Annotated in this window: 16 protein-coding genes; 9 read left to right on the top strand and 7 right to left on the bottom strand. The window is 42.4% G+C overall.

Going from position 1 to position 22,607, the window contains the following annotated elements; all coding sequences use genetic code 11:
* Nucleotides 1-4: 4 nt before the first annotated feature.
* The 8 genes from F824_RS0121825 (at nt 5) to trmB (ending at nt 9,518) form a co-directional block, all read left to right on the top strand.
* Nucleotides 5-2,992, top strand: a complete 2,988-nt coding sequence (locus F824_RS0121825) for a tetratricopeptide repeat protein (protein WP_019600074.1) — start codon at nt 5-7, stop codon at nt 2,990-2,992.
* A 29-nt stretch (nt 2,993-3,021) separates the two neighbouring features.
* Nucleotides 3,022-4,686, top strand: coding sequence for a TonB-dependent receptor (locus tag F824_RS0121820; protein WP_236613182.1), 1,665 nt, complete (start codon nt 3,022-3,024; stop codon nt 4,684-4,686).
* 92 nt (nt 4,687-4,778) lie between these two features.
* Entirely contained in the window at nt 4,779-5,498 is a 720-nt protein-coding gene (locus tag F824_RS0121815) for an SPOR domain-containing protein (RefSeq protein ID WP_139189906.1), read from the top strand.
* A 1-nt stretch (nt 5,499) separates the two neighbouring features.
* A complete protein-coding gene (locus tag F824_RS0121810) occupies nt 5,500-6,192 on the top strand; it encodes a MotA/TolQ/ExbB proton channel family protein (protein ID WP_019600071.1) in 693 nt (230 codons plus the stop codon).
* A 1-nt stretch (nt 6,193) separates the two neighbouring features.
* Nucleotides 6,194-6,586: an ExbD/TolR family protein gene (locus F824_RS0121805; protein ID WP_026333853.1), complete on the top strand. Its 393-nt coding sequence runs from the start codon at nt 6,194-6,196 to the stop codon at nt 6,584-6,586.
* Between the two features lie 5 nt (nt 6,587-6,591).
* Nucleotides 6,592-7,557, top strand: a complete 966-nt coding sequence (locus tag F824_RS0121800) for a hypothetical protein (protein ID WP_019600068.1) — start codon at nt 6,592-6,594, stop codon at nt 7,555-7,557.
* Nucleotides 7,558-7,561: 4 nt separating this feature from the next.
* Complete coding sequence (locus F824_RS0121795; protein ID WP_019600067.1) at nt 7,562-8,854, top strand: bifunctional folylpolyglutamate synthase/dihydrofolate synthase; 1,293 nt, start codon at nt 7,562-7,564, stop codon at nt 8,852-8,854.
* A gap of 1 nt (nt 8,855) precedes the next feature.
* On the top strand, nt 8,856-9,518 hold the full coding sequence (gene trmB / locus F824_RS0121790; RefSeq protein WP_019600066.1) for a tRNA (guanosine(46)-N7)-methyltransferase TrmB: 663 nt from the start codon (nt 8,856-8,858) through the stop codon (nt 9,516-9,518).
* 1 nt (nt 9,519) lies between these two features.
* On the opposite strand, the gene F824_RS26390 is transcribed toward trmB, so the two are convergent.
* From F824_RS26390 to F824_RS0121765, 5 genes are all read right to left on the bottom strand, one after another.
* Nucleotides 9,520-11,859 (bottom strand): hybrid sensor histidine kinase/response regulator, encoded by a 2,340-nt coding sequence (locus tag F824_RS26390; RefSeq protein ID WP_019600065.1) that lies wholly within the window; start codon nt 11,857-11,859, stop codon nt 9,520-9,522.
* A gap of 141 nt (nt 11,860-12,000) precedes the next feature.
* Nucleotides 12,001-12,879, bottom strand: coding sequence for a 3-hydroxyacyl-CoA dehydrogenase (locus tag F824_RS0121780; RefSeq protein ID WP_019600064.1), 879 nt, complete (start codon nt 12,877-12,879; stop codon nt 12,001-12,003).
* Between the two features lie 3 nt (nt 12,880-12,882).
* On the bottom strand, nt 12,883-13,926 hold the full coding sequence (locus tag F824_RS0121775) for a phosphotransferase family protein (protein WP_019600063.1): 1,044 nt from the start codon (nt 13,924-13,926) through the stop codon (nt 12,883-12,885).
* Nucleotides 13,923-15,131: an acyl-CoA dehydrogenase family protein gene (locus tag F824_RS0121770; protein ID WP_019600062.1), complete on the bottom strand. Its 1,209-nt coding sequence runs from the start codon at nt 15,129-15,131 to the stop codon at nt 13,923-13,925. The genes F824_RS0121775 and F824_RS0121770 overlap by 4 nt, the downstream gene beginning before the upstream one ends.
* Nucleotides 15,132-15,142: 11 nt before the next feature.
* Nucleotides 15,143-15,910: an SDR family NAD(P)-dependent oxidoreductase gene (locus F824_RS0121765; RefSeq protein ID WP_019600061.1), complete on the bottom strand. Its 768-nt coding sequence runs from the start codon at nt 15,908-15,910 to the stop codon at nt 15,143-15,145.
* Nucleotides 15,911-16,228: 318 nt separating this feature from the next.
* Here F824_RS0121765 and F824_RS0121755 point away from each other — a divergent pair, with 318 nt between their 5' ends.
* Nucleotides 16,229-17,197: a zinc-dependent alcohol dehydrogenase family protein gene (locus tag F824_RS0121755; RefSeq protein ID WP_019600059.1), complete on the top strand. Its 969-nt coding sequence runs from the start codon at nt 16,229-16,231 to the stop codon at nt 17,195-17,197.
* A 104-nt stretch (nt 17,198-17,301) separates the two neighbouring features.
* Here the strand turns inward: F824_RS0121755 and F824_RS0121750 are convergent, their stop codons facing one another.
* Nucleotides 17,302-19,752, bottom strand: coding sequence for a PAS domain-containing sensor histidine kinase (locus F824_RS0121750; RefSeq protein WP_019600058.1), 2,451 nt, complete (start codon nt 19,750-19,752; stop codon nt 17,302-17,304).
* Between the two features lie 54 nt (nt 19,753-19,806).
* Nucleotides 19,807-22,368, bottom strand: coding sequence for a chemotaxis protein CheB (locus F824_RS0121745; protein WP_201769059.1), 2,562 nt, complete (start codon nt 22,366-22,368; stop codon nt 19,807-19,809).
* Nucleotides 22,369-22,607: the final 239 nt, after the last annotated feature.

Here is a 22,607-nt window from a genome sequence, read left to right as displayed (position 1 = left end):
CATAATGAAAAAAACTCTTGTATTATTTTTGATGGTTGGCGCAAGTCATCTATCAATTGCGCAATCAAGCTTGCATCAAAACAGCTCTTCCAAAACACTGGATGACAATTTTGAGCTTTATCAGAAAAAATTGTTCAGTGCCGCGCGATTCGAGTTCGAGTCTTTCAAAGAATCGGAACTTGATTCAGACCAAAAAATATACGCTGATTTTTATCATGCCATTTCTGCACTGAAAACAGAAAACCCAGGCGCGTCCGACTTGGTCTATGCTTTTATCCGAAACAATCCTGACCATCCCAAAATAAACGAGGCGGCCCATGTTTTGGGCAATTTTTTCTTTGACAGGAAAAATTTCAAAGAAGCCATTCCGGCATTCAAAAAAGTGAACATCGAAAAAATCTGGCCAGAGCAAAGAGCTGAAGTGCTTTTTAAGACTGGCTATTCCTATTTCCAACTTAAGGACAACAAAAATGCGCTGGTTTATTTTAACCAGGTCAAAGGGCAGGGGAGTGAGTACAGCCCGGATGCTTTTTACTATGCAGGCTTTATCGCCATGGAATCCGGCAATTATGATCAGGCCATCAAGGATTTTAGGGAAGCCGACAAAACACCTTTCTATGCCGGAAAAGTACCTTACATGCTTTCTGGATTGTATTACAGACAAGGATATTATGATGAGTTGATCGCATATGCTGAGCCTGTTCTCTCAAGTAGGAAAACCTTGGATAGAAAAGAGGAGATCCATTTGTATTTGGCTGAAGGCTATTTTGAGAAAAGGAATTTTGTCAAAGCTGCTGCCAATTACGATGCTTTTGTAAACGCAAGAAAAGGAGATCTATCCAGACCTCAGATTTATAAAGCTGGGGTTGCCCAATTTGAAACCCAAAACTATCAGCGGTCCACAGATTACTTCAAGGTAGTGGCTACCGGGGACGATAACCTTGCCCAGGTTTCCAGCTATTATTTGGGTCATGCCTATTTGAAATTAAACAATGCGCAGTTTGCCTCCAACAGTTTCAATGCCGCCTACAAAAGCGATGCAGATCCAAAGATCAAAGAAGAAGCACTTATCAATTATGCAAAGGTAAACCTTGAAAGAGGTAGTTTTCAAGATGCCGTAACCGCTTTGGATACCTACCTCGAAAATTACCCAAGGGGAAGTTATGCACAGGAAGCAGAGAATCTGTTGACCGATGCATTGGTCAACACCAACAACTACCTCAGGGCGATCGAACAGATCGAAAAAATGCCCCGCAAATCGGCAAGGATCAATGCGGCATACCAAAAGATTGCTTTTTACCAAGGATTGGTGTACTACAGGGATAAGCGCTATGACCTCGCCAACAACTATTTTGACAAATCGCTGAAGCAAGCCTCGGACAGAGATTTGGTTCTTCAAGCACATTTTTGGAAAGGGGAGAGTTTTGCGGCAAGGGAAAACCTTCCCCAAGCGATCAGCGCTTATGAAGCACTCCAAAAACTCAATCCCAGAGCAAATGACACTTATTTGATCAAATCCCATTATGGTTTGGGATATGCCTTTTTCAATTCCCAGCAATACGGCAAAGCGGAAGGCCAGTTCAAGGCCTACGTGGACAAAATGCAAGGAAATCCCGAAAAGGAGAATTATGATGATGCCCTGATGCGATTGGGGGATATCTATTATGTCCAGAAAAAATTTCCTCAGTCGTTGGCGGTTTTTCAAAGGGCCATTCAGGAAAGAAATGCCAGTATCGATTATGCCTATTTTAGGTCAGGGGTTTTACTCAATTTCCAGAGCAGGAACAGCGAAGCCATTTCGCAACTCGATCAATTGATCAATAATTATCCATCCTCTCTTTATATTGAAGATGCGATCTACCAAAAATCGCAGATCAATATGGAAGAAACCCAATATGCGCAAGCAAGGGATGGGTTTACCAGATTGATTTCAAGCAGACCCAACAGTCAATTCATTCCATTTGCGTTGGAAGGAAGGGCGATCGCCAATTTCTCTTTACAGAGCTATGACAACACGATCGACGATTACAAACGCATCTTGGAAAATCACCCCAATTCCTCAAATGCGGAAGCGGCTTTGGTCGGTCTCCAGGAGACATTGGCACTCCAGGGGAGATCAGGGGAATTTTCCCAATACCTCTCCAGATACAGAGGGGCCAATCCAGACAACAAAAGCCTTCAGAATTTGGAATTTGAGGCGGCCAAAAACCTTTTCTTCAGCAATTCTTTGGAGCAGTCTATCAAGGCCTTCAGTGATTATCTCAGAAATTACCCGCAGTCTGGTTTGAAAGATGAAGCCACTTTCTTTATCGGAGATGCGCACTATCGATTGGGAAGGAAGGATCAAGCTTTGGCAAGTTTTTATGAAATAGACAAAATGAAAAATTCTCCAGAGCGTGCCAAGGCAATGCAAAGGATTGGTTCAATAGAATTGGAAAACAAAAACTATGCAAAGGCTTTGCCTTATCTAAGGGCGTCCGCCAAAAATGCGAGAAACAAAATCGAGGAGCACGAAGCCTACAGAGGCTTGATGAATTCCCATTATTTCACCAACGGTTTTGATTCCGCGGTATTCTATTCCAACCGGGTGATCCAATTGGGTAGCGTGACGCCTGATGCGATTCCCGAGGCGATGTTACTTAAGGGGAAAGCCTATAGAAAAGCAGGCAAGAACGATTTGGCAGATGATGCACTGATGGCTTTGGTCAATGAATACAAAACCGTTCAGGGTGCTGAAGGATTATTTCTTTTGGCGGAGAGCTATCACCTAAAAGGCAACTTTGCGCAATCCAACGACGCGATCTTTGACTTTTCGGAACCCTTCTCAGCGCATGATTTCTGGTATGGAAAAGGCTTTCTTTTACTGGCCGAGAATTACATCAAACTGGGAGAGGAATTTCAGGCAAAAGCAACATTGGAATCCATCGTGGAAAGATCGACCAATGAAGAAATCAAAACAATGGCCAGGGAAAAATTGGCAAAACTCAAGTAGGATTTACCTGGAATTTAATGAAACAAAAGATGAACAATACGATCGTTTTAAAATATATACTGCTGATTGGATTTTCCGGATTGGCGCTAGTGACTCAGGCTCAGCAAAGGGGAGAAGTGCAAGATCAGGAGTTTATCATTCGAAAAGACAGGGTGCTGACACTGCCCAAGCAAGCGCGGAACTTTGAACGCATTCCGGTTTTGCCGACAGCAAAAAGCACTTCAACTTTTCAGTTTGACGTCAAATCCTTTTTTCTGAATATACCTCCCACGGATATCAAACCAGAGGCTGCCCAGAAACAATTCCCGAAAAGCAATGAGGAGCTCTATCCAGGTTTTGCGAGGTTTGGGTTCGGAAACTACAGTTCTCCACTTGCGGAAATCCGGTACAACAACTGGGAAGAAGGGGATTACAATTATGGCGTCAAGGTGAAGCATGAAGGATTTTACACCGGTCCAGTAGGGGGGAAGAATTCTGCAGAAACCCATACGCAGTTTGGTGTGGACGGAAGTCTCTTCAAGGATTATTTCCAACTTTACGGAGGGGTGGATTACAATAGGGACAAATACAATTTCTACGGTTACAATCCGGAAAATCCGAATTTGGAAAACTATATTCCAAATCAAAACACGCTCAACACGTTCAAGTTGAATGCCGGCATTCAGAACATCGAAAAAATGGCGCCTTTGAATTACAATGTTTCGATGAGCGCCAGGATCTTCAATGACAATTATCAGGCTTCTGAAAACGAATTTGCGATCAAAGGAAATGCGGAATATTGGTTCAATGACAAACTGAAGACAAAGGTCAATACAGCATTGTCCTTGACCAGCCCAAAGGATGTTTTTTATGGCAGTATCAGCCGCAATTATTTTAAAATCAACCCTTTTGTAGAATACAAATATGATGGGCTTAAGATACACGCAGGTGCCAATATCGTTTTTGAAAATGACATAACGGAAAACAAAAAAGCAGATTTCCATGTATTCCCCTCGCTTTTGGGGTCCTACATGTTAAAGGATGAATTCGGCGTTTATGCAGGTTTTGAGGGAGATGTGCTCAGGAACACCTATTATGATTTTGTGATGGAAAACCCATTTTTGGGCCCCAGCACCCAGCTGTTGAACACTATTCAAAACTTTCAGGTAAAGGCGGGTGTCAAGGGTGTTCTCAATGGCGAATTTACCTATGAAGCAGGAGTGAAGGTAGGAAAATACCAAAACATGCATTTCTTCGCCAACAGTGCCGCAGATAGCCTACGGTTCAATTTATTGTATGACACCGATACTCGGGTTATCAACTATGGCGCAAAAGTAGGATGGGAGTACCAAGGTTGGTACAGACTATTGGCTGGAATCGATTATTACCAATATACTTTGGGTAGTCTTTCCATTCCATACCAGAGACCTGAGTGGGAAGTTTCTATCAACAACAATTTTCATCCTACCGAAAAATGGTTGATTCAGGCAAATGCCAATCTCATGGGAGGAATTCAAGGCTACAATTTTCAGACAGATACAGGAATGGATCTTCCGGCAATTATTGACATTCAATTAAAAGCGGATTACCAGATCACCGATAGGATATCCGCCTTTGTGGTGGGGAACAACCTGCTTAACCGGAATAACCAGAGGTTTATGAATTATCCTGTGAGGGGAATTCAAGGGATTTTGGGTGCTACCTTTAAATTCTAAAAAAGGGCCAAATCATACACCCTCATATTATTGGGGAATTGGTGCAATTGTCTTAGGTTTGCAGGTTGATTAGGGAAAAAATTAAGGCAAAAATGGATTCAGAAAACAAAGAGAGGGCAAAAGGAAAAGACTACGGTTTTCCATTCGTGGAGGTAGTTCCCGTGCGCCCGATATTGGATGAACCAACATTGGAAGCAATGGTGCCAATTGCAGAAATCTCTACAGAGGAAGCCAATCCGATAGAAATCAAGAGACCCGAAAAAGTTATTTCCAGACCGATGGTCTCTTTTGAAAAGAAGAAGAAGAAAAGCCAGACACCGGTATTGTTGTTTCTTATTTTGTTCATGGTCATCCTAATGATGGCAATGGCATATTTCTTGTACTTTCTCCCGGATCAGCAAGAACGCGAAACACCCTTCATCACAGAAGAGATAGTTGTTGTGGAGGAGCCTTCCATTTTGTTGGAAGAAGAGGACGTGAAGGATGAAGAATTTGATATGGCACCAGCCCTTGAGGTCTTAGATACTCCGGTAGAGGAGATCAAAGCAGGCGAAATCATTCTGATCACTGAAAAAGGCCAAAGGCCTAGTTTTCACATTATCGCTGGAAGTTTGCCAAACGAGCGGCTTGCAAGGGAAGAAGCCCAGAAATTGTTGGCCAAAGGCGCTACCGTTTGGTTGATTTCACCCACCGGTGATACTAGAAATTACAGAATATCCGTTGGAAAGTATGATTACTTCCAATCTGCCACCGAGGCCTTAGAAAAAGCCAAAATGGAATTTGATGAATCTATATGGATTTTGAAATATTAATATGATGCTACTGCAAACACTTTCCACTGACAATGAAATGGTCGTGGATAGCCTGTCCATGATGGACGGCTCCAAAGGAGATATTGGTCTCCTGGATTTATTGATCAAAGGTGGATACATGATGATTCCGCTCTATGCGCTGTTCGTGTTGGCGGTCTACATTTTTGTGGAGCGCTTGATCACCCTAAGGAATGCCGCCAAATCACCCAAACACCTCATGGATCAAACCAAGATACTGGTCCAAAGCGGAAAAGTAGACAATGCAAAATTCCTGTGCCAGGGAGAAAATACGCCCGTGGCAAACATGATTTCAAAAGGTCTTGAAAGGATTGGTAGCCCATTGAAAAACATTGAGGTAGCCATAGAAAACGTTGGTAAAATCGAGATTTACAAACTGGAGAAAAATCTGAATCTCTTGGCTACCGTATCCGGGGCAGCGCCTATGATCGGCTTCTTGGGTACAGTTGCGGGGATGATCAGGGCATTTATCGGGGTAGCACAGGAAGAAGGGATGGTTTCCCCCAAACTCCTTTCTACGGGTATTTATGAGGCCATGATCACGACGGCGGCCGGATTGGTCGTAGGTATTATTGCCTATTTGGGTTACAATTACTTGGTTTCCCAAGTATCGAAACTCATCCATAGCATGGAATATACCACCATAGAGTTTTTGGACATGTTACAAGACAAATAAAATGGCACTTCAATCCAAGAATAAAATAGAATCAAGCTTCAGCATGTCATCAATGACAGACATCATCTTTCTGTTGTTGATTTTCTTCATGCTGACTTCTTCATTCATTACCCCATCTGGCTTGCCTATAAACCTTCCTTCAAGTGAGGCCTCGGACATTATCATGCAAGAAGTGACCGTGACGGTAACCAAAGACTTGCGTTTTTCCGTTAATGACAAAGTAGTTGGCAGGGATGCCATCAAAAGTGAATTGGCGGTCTTACTTGCAGGAAAGAAAGGGCAAGTGGTCTTGCATATTGACAAGGAAGTTCCGGTGGAATACCTTGTTGAAATTGGAGGAATTGCAGCCGGTTTAGAGGCGAACGTGTCCATTGCAACCAAACCATTTAAATAACATTGATGCAAGCTTGGGAATCAAATAAGGAAGAAAACGACAACAGGAGGAAAGCCTGGATAATTACTACCGTGATCAACGTGTTGGTCTTGGTGGCGATCTATTTCTTGGTGGTTTGGAAGCAACCCATTCCACCACTCCCTCAGTTTGGATTGGAACTTAATCTTGGTTTTTCAGACCTGGGAAGCGGCAGTACACCCACTACCGCTCCTCCATCTGCTGTGCAATCCACCAATACAGAGGCTCCAGCACCTGGAGATCCAGCACCCACACCCGTTGAAACCGCTGTGCCCGTAGCCCAACCGAAAACCGAAGCCGCCAAGCCCAAAAGCACTCCGGCCAAGACAACCTATGAGGCAAAATCCAAAACGGCAAGCCCGATAAAAGGAGCAGAAAAAGCAAACACAGCGACAAAGGAGCCGAGTCCCGTAAAAAAAGAAACACCCACACCCGTAACCACTCCAGCTACCAGTGAGGCTGCGAAAACAGCTACTAAAGCGGAGGAAAAACCAAAAGTAGATCAAAGAGCCATTTTTGGAGGTGGCGGCACTACTGGCAAAAGTACCCAACCTGCGGCAGGAAGTGCCCAAGGTTCTTCTACCCAAAAAGGCGATGAAGGCAAGCCTCAAGGTACGATCGATGGCCGTGGCTTGATGGGGCCAGGAGGTACAGGAGAAGGCAAACCAGGTCCTGGAGCAGGCTATAATCTAGATTTGGCAGGATGGGATTTTGCTTCCCGACCCAGTATCAACGACAATGTTTCCACCCGAACAGGAAGAATCGTTTTCAAAATCACCGTGGATGACAATGGAAAGATTGTTCAAGCCATTCCCTTGGAATACAATGTTTCCAATGAGGTTTTGGCATATTACAGAACGGTCGTAAACCAAGTTACTTTTAAACGTCAAAGCGGTAACCCAACTGCAGAATACTCATCGGGTAAAATCACTTTTGTCATCAAAGTAGATTAACGGAATGGATTATCCCCAAACCTTGGACTACTTGTTCAATGCTTTGCCCATGTTTCAACGCATAGGTGGAGCAGCTTTCAAAAAAGACTTGAGCAATACACTTGCTCTGTGTGACCTTTTGGGGAATCCTCAGAATCAATTCAAGAGCATCCATATCGCAGGTACCAATGGCAAGGGGAGTTCATCCCATGCCATTGCTTCCATTCTCCAAGAAGCCGGCTTCAAGGTTGGTTTGTATACTTCTCCGCACCTCAAATCATTCACAGAACGGATCAAGATCAATGGAAATGAAATTCCTGAAGAAGAAGTGGTGGAGTTTGTGGCAAAAAACAAACAGTTTTTTGAGGAAAAACAGCCAAGTTTTTTTGAGATGACCGTCGGTATGGCCTTTTGGCATTTTGCCAAAGAGAAAGTTGACTATGCTGTTGTGGAGGTAGGCATGGGTGGAAAGTTTGACAGCACCAACATCATCCATCCCATACTCTGTTTGATCACCAACATTGGGTATGACCATATGCAATTTTTAGGAAACACACTTCCTGAAATTGCCGGTGAAAAAGCCGGTATCATCAAGGAAAATGTGCCCGTGGTCATTAGCCAAAGACAAGAGGAAACCAGCCTCGTTTTCATTGAAAAGGCAAAGGCCATGAACGCCCCATTGTATTTTTCTGAATATTTTTATTATGTTGAAAAACAAAAAGATAGCCCTATACACATCAATAGTTTGTTTAAGGTTTTAAAGGATGGAAAACCTGATTTCCTTGAAATGGATCTCCATGGGAATTACCAGGCCAAGAATCTTGCAGGTATTTTGAAAGCCACTGATGTCCTCCAGAACATGGGGATTTCCATTGAAGAAATTCATGTCAAAAACGGCCTAAGGAATATCGTTAAAAATACGGGGCTGAAGGGTAGATGGCAGACGATTCAGGAGCATCCCAGGGTGATTTGCGACACGGGACACAACGAAGATGGTATCAAGTACATTGTTGAGCAAATCGCTGAAGTCCCTTATGATCATTTGTTTATGGTGATAGGCATGGTGAATGACAAAGATGTTTCCAAAGTGCTTTCGCTCTTGCCCAAAAAGGCGGAATACTTTTTTTGCCAAGCCAAGATTCCACGGGCGATGCAAGCAGATGTCCTTTATGAACATGCAACGAAGCAGGGATTGATCGGAAAGGTCGTAAACGATGTAAATGAGGCGATTGGAATCGCCAAAGCAAGGGCCAATAAAAATGATTTGATATTTATAGGAGGCAGTACCTTTGTGGTCGCCGAAGTCAACGATTTATAAAATGAGTAGGAATAAGCTTCAGAGATACCGGGAAAACCTAGACAACAAAAATGTAGTCCAGCCCGGAAAGGAAATTTTTGATAATATCAAAGGCAATTGGGGGTCCGATCAATTTGAAAACAACAATCCCATCGTGGTGGAATTGGCCTGTGGAAGAGGTGAATTTTCAGTTGGCCTGGCAGCTGTATATCCGGACCTTAATTTTATCGGGGTCGATATCAAAGGATCCCGTTTATGGAAAGGGAGCAAAATCGCGATTGAGCAGGGATTGGAAAATGTCGCATTTCTGAGGGCACAAATCCAACTTTTGGACAAATATTTTGAAAAAGATGAGTTGAGTGAAATATGGATCACTTTTCCCGATCCCTATGTAAGAGAGGGTGATGAAAAACGACGGCTAACCTATCCAAAGTTTTTGGAGATGTATAAATCCATTTTGAAAAAAGAGGGGATTGTTCATTTCAAAACCGACAATACGCCACTTTTTGACTATACCCTTGGCATCGTGTCGGAAAGAGAGGACTGTGAAATTTTAGCAGAAACCTCGGATTTTGACCAATCCGAATGGAGAGACGAACATTTTGGGATCAAAACAAAATACGAGAAGATCTTCAGTGACAAGGGAGAAAAGATCAAGTACCTCAAGTTTAGGTTTAAGGATTAGATTATCTATTTCCGGTTTCTGTCAAAGCGACTTCCTTGGCTTTTAGGCAGGCATTGATCTTGGTGTAGAGCTCATCTTTATCCATGGGTTTGGAGATGTATTCATCCATTCCCACCTCCATAACTTTCCTCTTTGCCCGGTCTGTTGCATCAGCGGTCACCGCGATAATCGGGATATTGATCATCTTTTCCCCACATTCCCCTTTTCGGATCGCCAGGGTAGCCTCATATCCATCCATTACAGGCATTTGAAGATCCATCAAAATCAGGTCGAATTTATGGGTTTTTATTTTCTCTAAACACTCCAAGCCATTGCCGACGATTTCAAAGGGGAAATGTTTCCATTTCCGAAGCGTGGATTTCATCACCAATTGGTTGACGGGATTGTCTTCCACCACCAAGATCCATTTTTCTTCCAGTTCAAAAATCTCTTTTTCAGGGGTCTTTGCCAATGTTTTTTCAAGCAATGGATCTGGTAGATCATAAGGGATTTCCAGGCTTACCCTTGTTCCTTTTTCCTCCTCACTTTCCAGGGATACCTTACCGCCATGCAGCTCCACCAAATTATGGACAATGCAAAGGCCCAAGCCAAAACCACCGAACTCTCGTTTGTCATCTAATTGGCCCTGAATAAAAGATTCAAAAATACTGTCCAGCTTTTCTTTTTTTATCCCAATACCAGTGTCTGAGATTTCCACTTGGAGATTAACCGATTTTTCGGAGGTTACATTTGAAAGAATCTTCATTTTAACTTCCCCTGAGGCCGTAAACTTTATGGCGTTGTTGAGAATGTTTTGAATGATTTGCCGGGTTCTGGCCAGGTCCCCAATCAGGGTTTTAGGCAGATTATTGGATTCCTCAAAAATGAAGGTCAATCCTTTGTCCCTGCATTGTTTCTCATAATTCGATTTTATCTCGCGCAGGAGTTTATAGAAATCAAAAGACTTAATTTCCAGTTTCAGCTCCTTTTTTTCGATTTTGGAGAAGTCTAGGATATCGTCAATGGCCCCTAGAAGACCAAGGGAAGAGTATTGAATTACTTGAAGGTCTTCTTTTACATTCTCGCTCATTGTACTCTCCTGGATCGATCTGGACAAGCCAATTATTGCATTGAGAGGGGTTCGGAGTTCATGGCTGATGTTGGAAAGGAAGAAAGTTTTGATCTGATTTGATTCCTGCGCCCTAAACAAGGCTACTTCCTGAATTTTTTCCTTTTCGGTTTTCAAAAGTCTTATTCTGTTGGCCATCGAAAGAGAAAGAAATACAATTTCCATTCCAGTGCCCAATTTCGAACTGTTTTCGGTAAGAAAGGAATTCGGAATTGCACTGAAATTATTGAGTAGAAACACAAGAAATCCCAGGAAGAAACAGAGTATGCCGATGCTGAAGAAAATGTCCGGTGCCTTTTTAGTCCAATATCCCAAAAGGAGGGAATACACAATCAGGAACAACAGGATGAATCCAAGAATATTGACGATTGGGTAATACAGTGCCAATCCCTTTTCTATGAAGAAAATGGACGCCAACAATAAAATCAAGGCAATGGATAGTCCATTGAAAGCGGTGTTGAGTTTAGTGCTAATTTCTTTTGCCTTTAGGTAGGTTTGGGTGTATCTCCCAAAAGCCAAAGCTGATAAGGTTGCGAAAATCAGCACAGAATACCTGGAAAACCATCCCGCATCAGGAGCGAAGTATTGGAAAAAAAAACCATCCAGCGCCAAGTGCAACAATGCGACAGAAATTACATATGCCACATAAAGAAGAAAACTTTTTTCCTTTATGCCGAAATAAAAGAATAAATAGATGACCCCTGCCAAAACCAATACGCCATAAAAAACGCCAAATATGAGTTGATCAAAATAGGCACTTAAAATCAGGCTGGTTTTGGTATGGAGTTGAAGAGGAAGGTTGATGACTTCACCATCACTCTGATAATGCAAGTAGTAGGTATATTGATTTCCCGGCGCCAAGGAAATTGGAAAAATGATTTTCCGGTGGGGGAAACTCCTTTCTTTGAATGGAATGAGGTCCCCGTTTTTCATTTGTACCGTATCTCCCGAGGTGGAAATAAAGTACAAATCCACCTTGTCCGTGATGGGTCTGCCTGTTTCCAAATAAAAGTGAAGATCTTCTTCACTTTCGTTGTGAAAGGAAAATTTAAGCCAATATTTATCGGTCGTAAATCCCAAATTGGTGTTGGTACCTTGAATGGGTTGAAATTCTAAGCTACTTTCCTTGTCCAGCAATTCGCTGAGAGACAATTCCTCACTTCCAACATTGGCGATTTTGGAAAATTCAAAGATGGAAACCGGGGAGGACCCAGCGTCATCTTGAAGTAACATTTGACTGTATCCATTTTGGTTTGCAAATAGGAAAAGTCCTATCGCAAAGAAAACGGAGAGGATTAGGGTTCGGAAGTTGGGTGACAAATGAAATTTGGGCTAAGATTTCAGATAGCCACGAATCTAATCCAAAAAAAGGATTTATCTAAGAAAATCCGCATCTCTATAGGACGGTTTTGGATAAGAATAAAATCCCTCACCGGATTTTTCGCCCAATTTTCCTGCATCGATATAGGTTTTCAACAATGCCGCAAAGGCTTGTGAGGATTTGTCTGGCATATTCCGGGTCACATGCCAGGCAGTATCCAATCCAACACTATCCAATATCCCAAATGGACCCATCGGCATGTGGAAGTTCACCATCCAAGATTTATCGATATCGGAAATGTTCGCCACATCATTCGTCAGGAGTTTACCGGCAGCACCCACAAAGGCCATCAGCATGGAATTGAATATATAGCCATGATTTTCTTTTTTGACCAATACCGGCACTTGGTTCAGGGATTTTCCGAATTCTTCCAAAAGGGGAATTAAGGTAGGATCTGTTCCCAAATGAGGCATGATGTCCACCACCCGGGAATAAAAAACATCATGAAAATGGAGTGCACAAAATTTCTCTGGCCTGCCTGTAAATGAAGCAAACATAGAAGGAAGCAGGTAGGAAGTATTGGTGGTGAAAATGGTTTTTTCAGGGGCAATTTCTCCAAATTGAGTCCATACCTTTTGCTTGATTTCCACATCCTCAAGCACACTTTCATTGATAATATCTGCTTCATTTACCGCTTCTTGTACGTCTAATGTGAAGTGAATTCTATTCATGGAGTCGGTTGAATCCTCCTTGGTGACTATGCCCTCCTTTTCAAGTTGGTAAAGTATTTTGGACATTGTTTTTTTAGCATTTTCAAATGCATTGGGATCGATGTCATATACTGTCACTTGATAACCAGAAATGGCGGATTGCAGGGCAACCCTGCTTCCGAGGTTACCGGCACCGAGAATGCATACTTTTTGTATTTCCATGGTTTAGATTGTATTGGTTTGAATGCTGTTCCAAGCGGTTTTTCCACAGGCCTTGACCACATGGATCAAAGCTGAAAATCTGGGGTCCCTCGCAAATCCCATTTGAAAACGCTTATAGATTTGTTGGGCAATTACCCCCACTTTAAAAACACCAAAAATATAATAGAAAAGAATGTGCTCAAGATCCAAGTTGCTCTTTGAGGCATAATAGGCAATCACCTCAGCCTTGGTGAAATTCCCGGAAGGATAGCTGAGGTTGAACATTTTAAGGATTTCCGGATCACCTTCTTCTGCCCAATAGGCCAAAGTGGTACCCAAATCCATCAATGGATCACCAACCGTAGCCATTTCCCAATCCAAAACCGCCCTTATTCTGGGATCCTCAGGACCTCCGAGTACAAGATTGTCATATTTGAAATCATTGTGGATAAATCCAATGTTTTGCGCTGAAGGCAAATTCATTTTCAACCATTCAGATATCGCGCTCATTTCCGGGATGTCTTCAGTCTGGGAGTTGAAGTAGCGCTCAGACCAACCGGAAACTTGCCTTTCTACATAGCCTTCCGGTTTTCCAAGCTGATCCAGTCCAGATTTTGAAAGCTCCAATTGATGGAGTTCCAGCAAAACATCGATGCTGTTTCTGGAAAGTTTGCTGAAAAATTCTTTGCTGAGCGGTTTTCCTTCTGGCAATTTATTTCTGAGGATCAAACCATCCACTTTTTCCATGATGAAAAATGGAGCGCCGATGATGGATTCATCTTCGCAACAAAGAATGGGCTTTGGAATTTTTGAATAGCCCGCTTTTTCCAATCCTTCCAAAATCCTATACTCCCGCACCATATCATGTGCCTTGCTGATTTTAAGACCAAAGGGCGGACGCCGCATAACATAGTTTCCTTGATCGGTTTTGATTTCAAAGGTGAGATTGGAAAATCCCCCTTCAAACCTTTCAATCGCCATTTGACTGGGATTCAGGTCCAGCTTTTCTGCTAAAAATGGAATGATATTATCCAATTTCGAAGAATCATGCGGTAGGGAGGTACTCATGGTTTTGAATAGGATTTTAGAATGCGACGCGCCAAGACTGATTTATGGACTTCGTCCGGACCATCGTAGATCTTGGCTCCACGTTCGTGTCGGTACCAAAATGAAAGCACCGTATCATCGGTGATACCCAAAGCTCCATGGACTTGTATCGCCCTGTCGATTATTTTCATCATTACTCCGGATACAAAAAATTTGATGGTGGATATATCTTCCTTTGCAGATTTTGCACCGAAGTGTTGGATTTGGTAAGCCGTTTCCAAAACCAGCAAGCGTGAGGCCTTGATATCCGCTGCACTTTCAGCTATCCAGTTTTGGATCGTCTGCTGAGAGGATAAGGGTTTGCCGGGATCCAACTCTCTGTCCAGAGCCCTTCTGCACATCAGATCCAGCGCTCTTTCACAAATGCCGATCCAGCGCATACAATGGTGGATTCTTCCTGGACCAAGCCTTTCTTGTGCCAATGCAAAGCCTTGCCCTTCCTTTCCGATCAAATAACTGGAAGGAACCCTACAATTCGTGAAGGTAACTTCTCCATGTGACATGTAATCGTCCCCGATATCGCCCATGATGGGTATATTCCGGACCAGTTGATAGCCTGGATTATCCAAGGGCACCAGGAGCATGCTTGCTCTTTGGTAGGGATTTGGGTTATCGGGATCAGTAATGGCCATGACGATCGTGAAATTTGCGCCATCAGCGGAGGAAGTAAACCATTTGTGCCCATTGATCACGTACTCATTTCCTTCAAGGGTGGCACGTGTGGATAGATGTACCGGGTTGCTACCGGCATTGTTGGGCTCGGTCATGGCAAAGCAACTGCGGATATCACCACGTTGCAGAGGCACGAGGTACTTTTCCTTGAGCATTTCATTGGCAAATTGATGAAGCAATTCCATGTTGCCAATATCAGGTGCCTGACAATTGAAGATATAATGTCCCAAGGGGCTTTTTCCCAAAACTTCCGAAATCCTTGCAAATTCCATCAATTCCAATCCAAGACCACCTTCATGTAGACTAAGGTGCGGAGCAAAAAGGCCCTCTTTTTTGGCGATTTCCCTTAGTGCTTGGAGTCTAGGCAAATTGGACTTGAAGGATCCATAAATAATTTCTTTTTCGATCGGAAAAAGGTGTTTTTGAATAAACAGATCATATTTGGGTACTAATTCTTCCACTTTTTTTGAGGAAGAGCTGCTTGAATATTGCATTAAATATTGGGCTAAATTGTAAAACCACCATCTGCTGTCAGGACTGCACCCGTGGTGTATGAGGAAGCAGAAGTTGCCAAGAACAGTGCCATTGAAGCGATCTCGTCACTGGTGCCGATTCGTTTGATTGCGAGTTGCTTGATCATGGATTGCATGATTTTGTCATTGCTCCAGAGGGCTTCTGAAAATTTGGTTTTGATCAATCCCGGGCACAATGCATTGACTCTAATCCCATGGTCGCCCCATTCTTTAGCAAAAACCTTGGTCATGGAGATAAGTGCTGCCTTACTGACACTGTACATTCCCAAGCCCGGTTCTGGTGAAATGCCGCCAATCGAACTGATGTTGATGACGGATGCCTCCGCTGACTCCCTTAAATAAGGGAAACAAAGCTTCATCAATTGGAAGGGAGCTTTGAGGTTGACATCCATGATTTTTTCATAAGCTTCCAAACTTGTGTCATGGATGGGGCCAAAAATAGGATTTGTGGCTGCGTTGTTGACAAGGACGTCAATTTGGCCATATCTTTCAACCGTCTTATCCACCAGGAGTTTCAATTCATCAAAATTCCCAACATTACAGGTAATTCCTGAAACTTCATAGCCTCTGTGCTTTAATGACTTGGCCATTTCATCCAAAGCTTCTTGGTTTCTGCTGCTAATGACCACTTTGGCCCCTGCCGCGGCAAAAACTTCAGCAATGCTTAACCCTATGCCTTTACTTGCACCTGTGACCAAGGCGACCTTACCGATCAGTGAAAATACAGTTGATAAATCCATAGTTTAAAGGTTTCCGTTATTTGTTTTAAATTAAAGTTCGATTCCAATGGGAAAAAAGAAGAAAAATCTGTTCCAAATCTCAAGATAAAGAATATCCTTTTTAAAGACTATTGGCGTTCCAAAAATATATTATGCATACCGAGTATTTTTCCTTAATTTGATGAATTGTATTGATATGGATTTCATATGTATCCCAAAATCATTTTCAGTCAATGACTGGATTGGATGATCCAAAAATTCATTTTCATGCCGTTGTGGTTTGTCTTTTTTAAAAAAAATGAACATTAGTCAAAATTTTATAATCAAAAAATGAGCATTATGAAGCAGGTAGTTTTTCATGAAGTTGGTCTTCCTCAGGAAGTTCTAAAATACGAAGAGGCAGATATCCCTCAGCCAAAACCCCATGAAGTAAGAATCAAGGTGACGGCAAGAAATATCAATCCCTCCGATATCATGTTTATCAGGGGAATGTATGGCATCACTCCCAAACTGCCAAGTAGCGCGGGGTTTGAGGCGGTGGGAATAGTCGATGCCATGGATGAAAAGGAAACTTTGGCCTTGGGAACCAAGGTGATATTTACGGCTTTGGGAACTTGGAAGGAATATGTAACGGTTCCCGTACAATCAGTCATTTCAATTCCTGAGGAATTGCCGGATGCGGTAGCCTGCCAGGCTTTTGTCAATCCACTTACAGCTTATGCGATGCTGGAGACCAGTGGTTTGGAAGAAGGCGACTGGCTTTTGGTCACCGCAGGGGCTTCTGCTTTCGGGAAGTTGGTGATTCAGATGGCCAACCAAAAAGGCATAAAAGTGGCCTGTACGGTCAGAAGAGAGGAACAAAAAGAAGTGTTGACATCGCTGGGCGCATCTCTTGTGATCAATACAGAAAAAGAAAAACTTCAAAAAGTGATTATGGAAAAAACAGGGGAGGGGGTCGCCGTTGTTTTTGATGCCGTAGGTGGAATTCTAGGTGCGAAAGCCTTGGCATGCCTCAAAAACAATGGGAAAATGATGGTTTTTGGATTGCTGAGTCTCGAAAATATTCCCTTGAACAGCGGACTCCTCATTTTCAAAAATCTAAAAATAGAAGGCTTTTGGTTGACCTCCTACATGGAAAGTATCAATCATGAGCAAAGAGAGATTGCCTTCAAGACCGTATTGTCCCATCTTTTGTCTGAAAAAGTAAAGGTGGATGTTCAGGCAATTTATCCCCTTAACGAGTTTCTCGAGGCAATCAAGGAATATGAAAAAGGAGGGAGGAATGGCAAGGTGATCTTAGTTTCCTAGTGCCTTGGATGGGCTTTTGGCCTTTTCCCACAATTTACCCTGTTGTTTTGGCGGGGCCAATTTTAAATCTCCAGATTGAGGATGAAAAGCATTGTTTCAAAAAGTTAATTCTGCTGGTTTTCACCATTGGATTTAACTTTTTGTTTGAAAAATATTTTGAAGGTTGTCCCGACACCCACTTGGCTTTCCACCTCAATTTTTCCGCCCATGGTCTCTACTTGATTTTTGGTGATGAATAAGCCGATTCCTCGGGCATCCGGATGATTGTGGAAAGTCTTGTACATCCCAAACAGTTTTGATCCATATTTTTCCAAATTAATGCCCAAACCATTGTCTTCTATGCTGAGCACCAAATAGCCATTTTGTGTTTTGGCGGAGAGTTTGACATAGCTTTGCCGATTTTCTGCTTTGTATTTTATTCCATTGGTGAGAAAGTTGAGGATCACACTGTCCATATAGGCTGGCAATCCCATGATTTCTGTGTCAGGTTTTACTTGATTTTCGATGGCTACGTTTGCCTCTTTGGCAATCGAATAAACATTCGTCACCGCACTTTCAATGACTCTGGAAAGGTTGATGGTGATCAAATTCTCTTTCGATGAACCCATTCCTACTACCTGTGCAAGGTTATGTAAGGTCTCACCAAGATTTTCGGATGCCAGAAAAAGCATGGAAAAAAGTTGGTTCTCTGAAAATTCCGGATGTTGGAATTTAAGGACATCCAGCAGGCCTATGATATTGGCGGAATGGGTCCTGAGGTTATGGGAGACGATGTGTGCAAAGTTTTTAAGTCGCTCATTTTGTTCCTTGGTAATTTGAAGATAACTGTTGATTTCTTCTTCTTTCTTTTTCTTTTCGGTGATGTCGGTAAGATATCCGTCAAGCCTTATTGGTTTTCCTTCAGTATCTGCGATTACTTTTCCCCTGTTCAAAACCCACTTTATTTCCTTGTTTTTGGCGATAATCCGGTATTCCTTTTCGAATGAACCCACAGTTTCCAATTCCTGATAAATTTCATCCACCACGGATTTGTCATCAGGGTGTATTGATTTTTTCCAATAAGAATTGTCTTTCTGGAATTCGTCCTGGGTTATCCCATAAAGTTTTTCAATGGATGGAGAGGCAAAAAGCATTTGATAATCAATCAGGCTTAGGGACCAAACTACGTCGGCCATTTCATTCAAAATACTCTCAAGTTTGCTTTTGATCCCTTCTAGCGCATGGCGTGTTTCAATTTCTTTGGTTACATCGGAAAAAGAAAGGACTACAGAGTTTGGTTTGCCATCTTCAAAACTTAAAGGCGCAGCATTGATGAGTAGTGTTTTTTTCTGACCATCTGGACCCTCGATACTTTGGCAGATGTTATTGACGGGTTTTCCGGTTTTCATAACCAATGAGAAAGGAAGCTGATCGTCCGAAACAGGTTTGCCTTGAGGATCTGTTATTTTCCATTTTGGGTCATTGATGGTTCGAGAAATGACTTTATCGGCAGACAATCCAAATAAATTTTCTACAGCCTTGTTGGCAAAAATAATCCGTCCATTTGCATTCACCTCCAAAACCGCCGAGACATTGGTCTTCATGATCTGACTCAAAAAATACCTTTCACTTTCCAATGCTTCCTTCAGTGATTTTTCAAGCGATTTTTGGGGAGTGATGTCCCATTCGACACCGATAAATTTTAGAAGTACTCCCTGACTGTCGAAAATGGGATCTATGGTGACCGACAGCCAATATTTTTTTCCGGATTTTGAATAATTGAGGATTTCTTGGGTAAAAGGCTTCAACTCTTGGATGCCTTTTCTCATGGCGGCAATATGCTCGGGATCAGTTTCCGGACCTTGTAAGAAACTACCTGGTTTTCTCCCTTTGATCTCTTCTAGGCTAAATTCGGTTAATTTTTCAAAAGCTTTGTTGACGTACTCGATTTGACCGTAAACATCAGTGATCAAGACCAAATTGTCCGTATGGGTTGCAATCAGGGAAAGGTCCTGAATACTGGATTCCATTTTTTTTTGTTCGGTGATATCCACTACTGTGAGGATGCATTCCTCTCCACTTTCAGTCAGAATACCGGTGACATACGCAAATACTGGTGCTTTACCGAAGGAAGAAAAAGTTAATTCGCAAACCTCCTTTGCTTCAGATTTGAAAACATTGGATAGAAATTGCCTAAAAATCGGTTTCGAGCTTTCAGAGACATAAATGCCAAAAGGTGTCTTTCTTAACCGGGAACGCTCTTTTCCAATCATTTGCGAACCAAAAAGGTTTACTTCCAAAATAATACCTTCCTGAGAAAGCGTAAAATAACCCGAGGGTGCAAAATCGTATAATTCAATATATTTATCCGCTGCATTTTGTGCATCGATCTTCGCGCGTATGAGTTCATCATTTTGCAATTCGAGCTCAATCTGATGCACCTCAAGTTCATGGATCAACTTTAAGGTTTTTGCATCCAAGTTTGTACCCTCCATATCGGGATGGCTGGTTTTTAATAATTCCTCTGCCTTCTTTCGAAGGAATTCGGATTCTGTTTTTTTACCTGTATCTTTCATAACTGCCTTTTGCTTTAAGTCTTGATACTGCTTTGCTCATTTTATAAAAAAATTCTATTGGTCTTTTTTTTCCTTATGCAAGGCTTCATTGGCACGTTTCAGTTCTATTTCCAGCTTTTTTGCAATAGTAATGTCAGAGAAGGTAATCACCAAACCATCGATCCGGTCGTCAAGGGTCCTGTAAGGCATTATTCTTACATTGTACCATTTTCCACCTTTTGTGATGGAGGCCATCTCAATTGGTTTTAGAGATTTGAGGACTTCCACCGCATGATTTCCAATTTCCGGATATTCCAAGTCAGAAACAAGATCGGTGAAGGGTCTTCCAATATCTGTTTTGCGAAGCTTGAATAAATTGATGACAGCATCTGTGTATCTTCTGATATTCAAACTCTTATCCAGAAATAGTGTGGCGATCTCTGTGCTGTTAAGCAGGTTTTTCATGTCATTGTCCGCTTGGACAAAGTCACTGACCTTGCTTTGCAATTCAATGTTGACCGTCTGCAATTCTTCGTTGAGGCTTTGCATTTCCTCTTTGGAAGTGGTGAGCTCTTCGTTTGTGGATTGCAGTTCCTCATTGGTGGATTGCAATTCCTCATTGGTGGATTTAAGCTCTTCCTGTGAGGTCTGCATCTCCTCCCGGAGAACCCTCATCTCATCGTGGCAGCGCTTTAATTCCAGTTCATCCTCCTTTTTTCTTTTGCTTGATTTATGGGGATCTGATTTGTCTGTGCTTGACTCGCCCTCCTCTGTCTTGGGAAGAAGATCATTAAATACGATCATGACCATCCCCCTCAAAGCATCCGGTTTTTCTATTTGTTGGATGGTGACCTTCAGGAGTTGTCTCCCTCCATTGGTTCCGACCTTGATCCCATCCAAAATGACAGGTTCAAAACCATTCATTGCCTTTCGAAAAGCGCCGGGCAATTCGTTCTGTAAGCCTTCCCTTGCCATTGCATGGATGTTCCAGTTTGCTTTACCAGCCACCGGTTCCAGGTATTTACCGGTTCGACCCGTGATGTACAAAATGTCGCCTTTGCTATTGACCAAAACACTGGCGGGGGAATAGGTTTGCAAGATGATTTGATCGGCGAGCGCTTGAATGTTTTCTATTACCTTTGGTTGGTTTTTCTTTTCGGCTGTCACAGTTTTGTTTGGATAAAAAGCACTTGGAAAATCAAAGAGTTCGGTTTCCGAATTTGTGATTGTCCTTTTATAGATTTTAAGTTTGTTATCAATGGCTTCAAAACCTTCGTTTTGGTTACCGAGGGTTTCTGCGTTTCCCAAAACCAGGATTCCTCCCGGGTTCAGGCTGTAATTGAACAATGCGATCAGTTTTTTCTGTAATATTGGCTCCATGTAGATCAGCATGTTGCGGCAGGAGAGAATATCCAATTTTGTAAAAGGGGGATCCTTGATCACATTCTGGGGTGCAAAAATCACCATTTCCCGAATGCTGTTGTTCACCCGATATCCATCACCTTCGCTTACAAAAAACCTATTGATTCGATCCGGAGAGACATCGGCAACAATATTGGCGGGAAAAAATCCCTTCCTGGCTTTATCGATGGCATCATTGTCGAGATCTGTTGCAAAAATTTGCAAAAACAGGTTCTTCTTTTTTTTGATTTTTTCTTTCGCTTCCGTAAAAATCATCGCCAATGAATAAGCTTCCTCGCCAGTGGAACAGGCAGGAATCCAGGCCCTCATGATATAGTCGTCAGGCAAAACTTCGATCAAATCTGGTAAAATCTCGTTTTTGAGTTTTTCCCAAACAGGGGTATCCCTGAAAAAACTGGTCACACCGATCAACAATTCCTTGAAAAGAATTTCTACCTCCTTTGGGTTTTCTTGTAAAAACCTGACGTAGGTATGGATGTTGTCAATCTGATGGACCCCTTTTCTTCTTTCTATCCTTCGAAACAAGGTGTTTTTTTTATAAAGAGAAAAATCATGTCCCGACTGTATCCTTAGGAGAATGATTATTTTTTCAAGGTTGCTTTTTATTTTGGATTCCGTCTCTGAAAGGGGGTTTTCGATGGGGATGAATTTATTATAAGAGATCAACCTTTCTGGGAGTTCATTGGCTGGGGCCACGATATCCACAATTACTGCCTCTATAGCGCTTCGCGGCATTGCATCGAATTTTGCGGAGGAGGGTTCTTGTACAAGTACGATCCCATTGTTTTCCTTGATTGATTTTACCCCAAGACTACCATCGGAACCCATACCGGAAAGGATTACCCCTATGGCCAACTCATGTCGATCCAAAGCCAAGGACCTTAGAAAAATATCGATGGGCAAACGAAGGCCTCGGGACTCGACTGGGTCAAACAAGTGCAAAGTACCTGAAAGGACCGAAAGGCTTTTGTTGGGAGGGATTACATAGACAACGTTTTGCTGAACTTTCAAATTGTCAGTGGCCTGCATCACCCGCATCTTCGTGATGCGTTGCAGCAACTCCGGCATCATGCCCACATGATTGGGATCCAAGTGGGTAACAACAACGAATGCCATTCCCGTGTCGATAGGCATATTGCCGAAAAACTGCTCCAAGGCTTCCAGTCCCCCCGCCGAAGCACCGATGCCCACGATCGGGAAGGTTTTGTGTTCCAAAAGGTTTAAGGAATGATTTTTGGATGACTTTACCCCCATATTCTTGTTGCTGACTTTGCTTTCTAGTTGTATACTTTTTTTCTTGTCTAATAAAAAATCAAGGATATTGTCTGTCAATAAATCAACCTATTTATTTGTTAACAAATGGTTTTTCTATTTAGAGACCCGTTCCATGAAATAGCGCATATTGTGTTAAACTTAAGTTTTAATTTTGGAGGTTACTGTTCATTTTTCTTTCC

This window comes from Rhodonellum psychrophilum GCM71 = DSM 17998 (assembly GCF_000381545.1).
In the GTDB taxonomy this organism is placed as follows: Bacteria; Bacteroidota; Bacteroidia; order Cytophagales; family Cyclobacteriaceae; genus Rhodonellum; species Rhodonellum psychrophilum.
The sequence above is the reverse complement of the archived record's forward strand: the minus strand, read 5'-3'. Positions and strand labels throughout refer to the sequence as shown.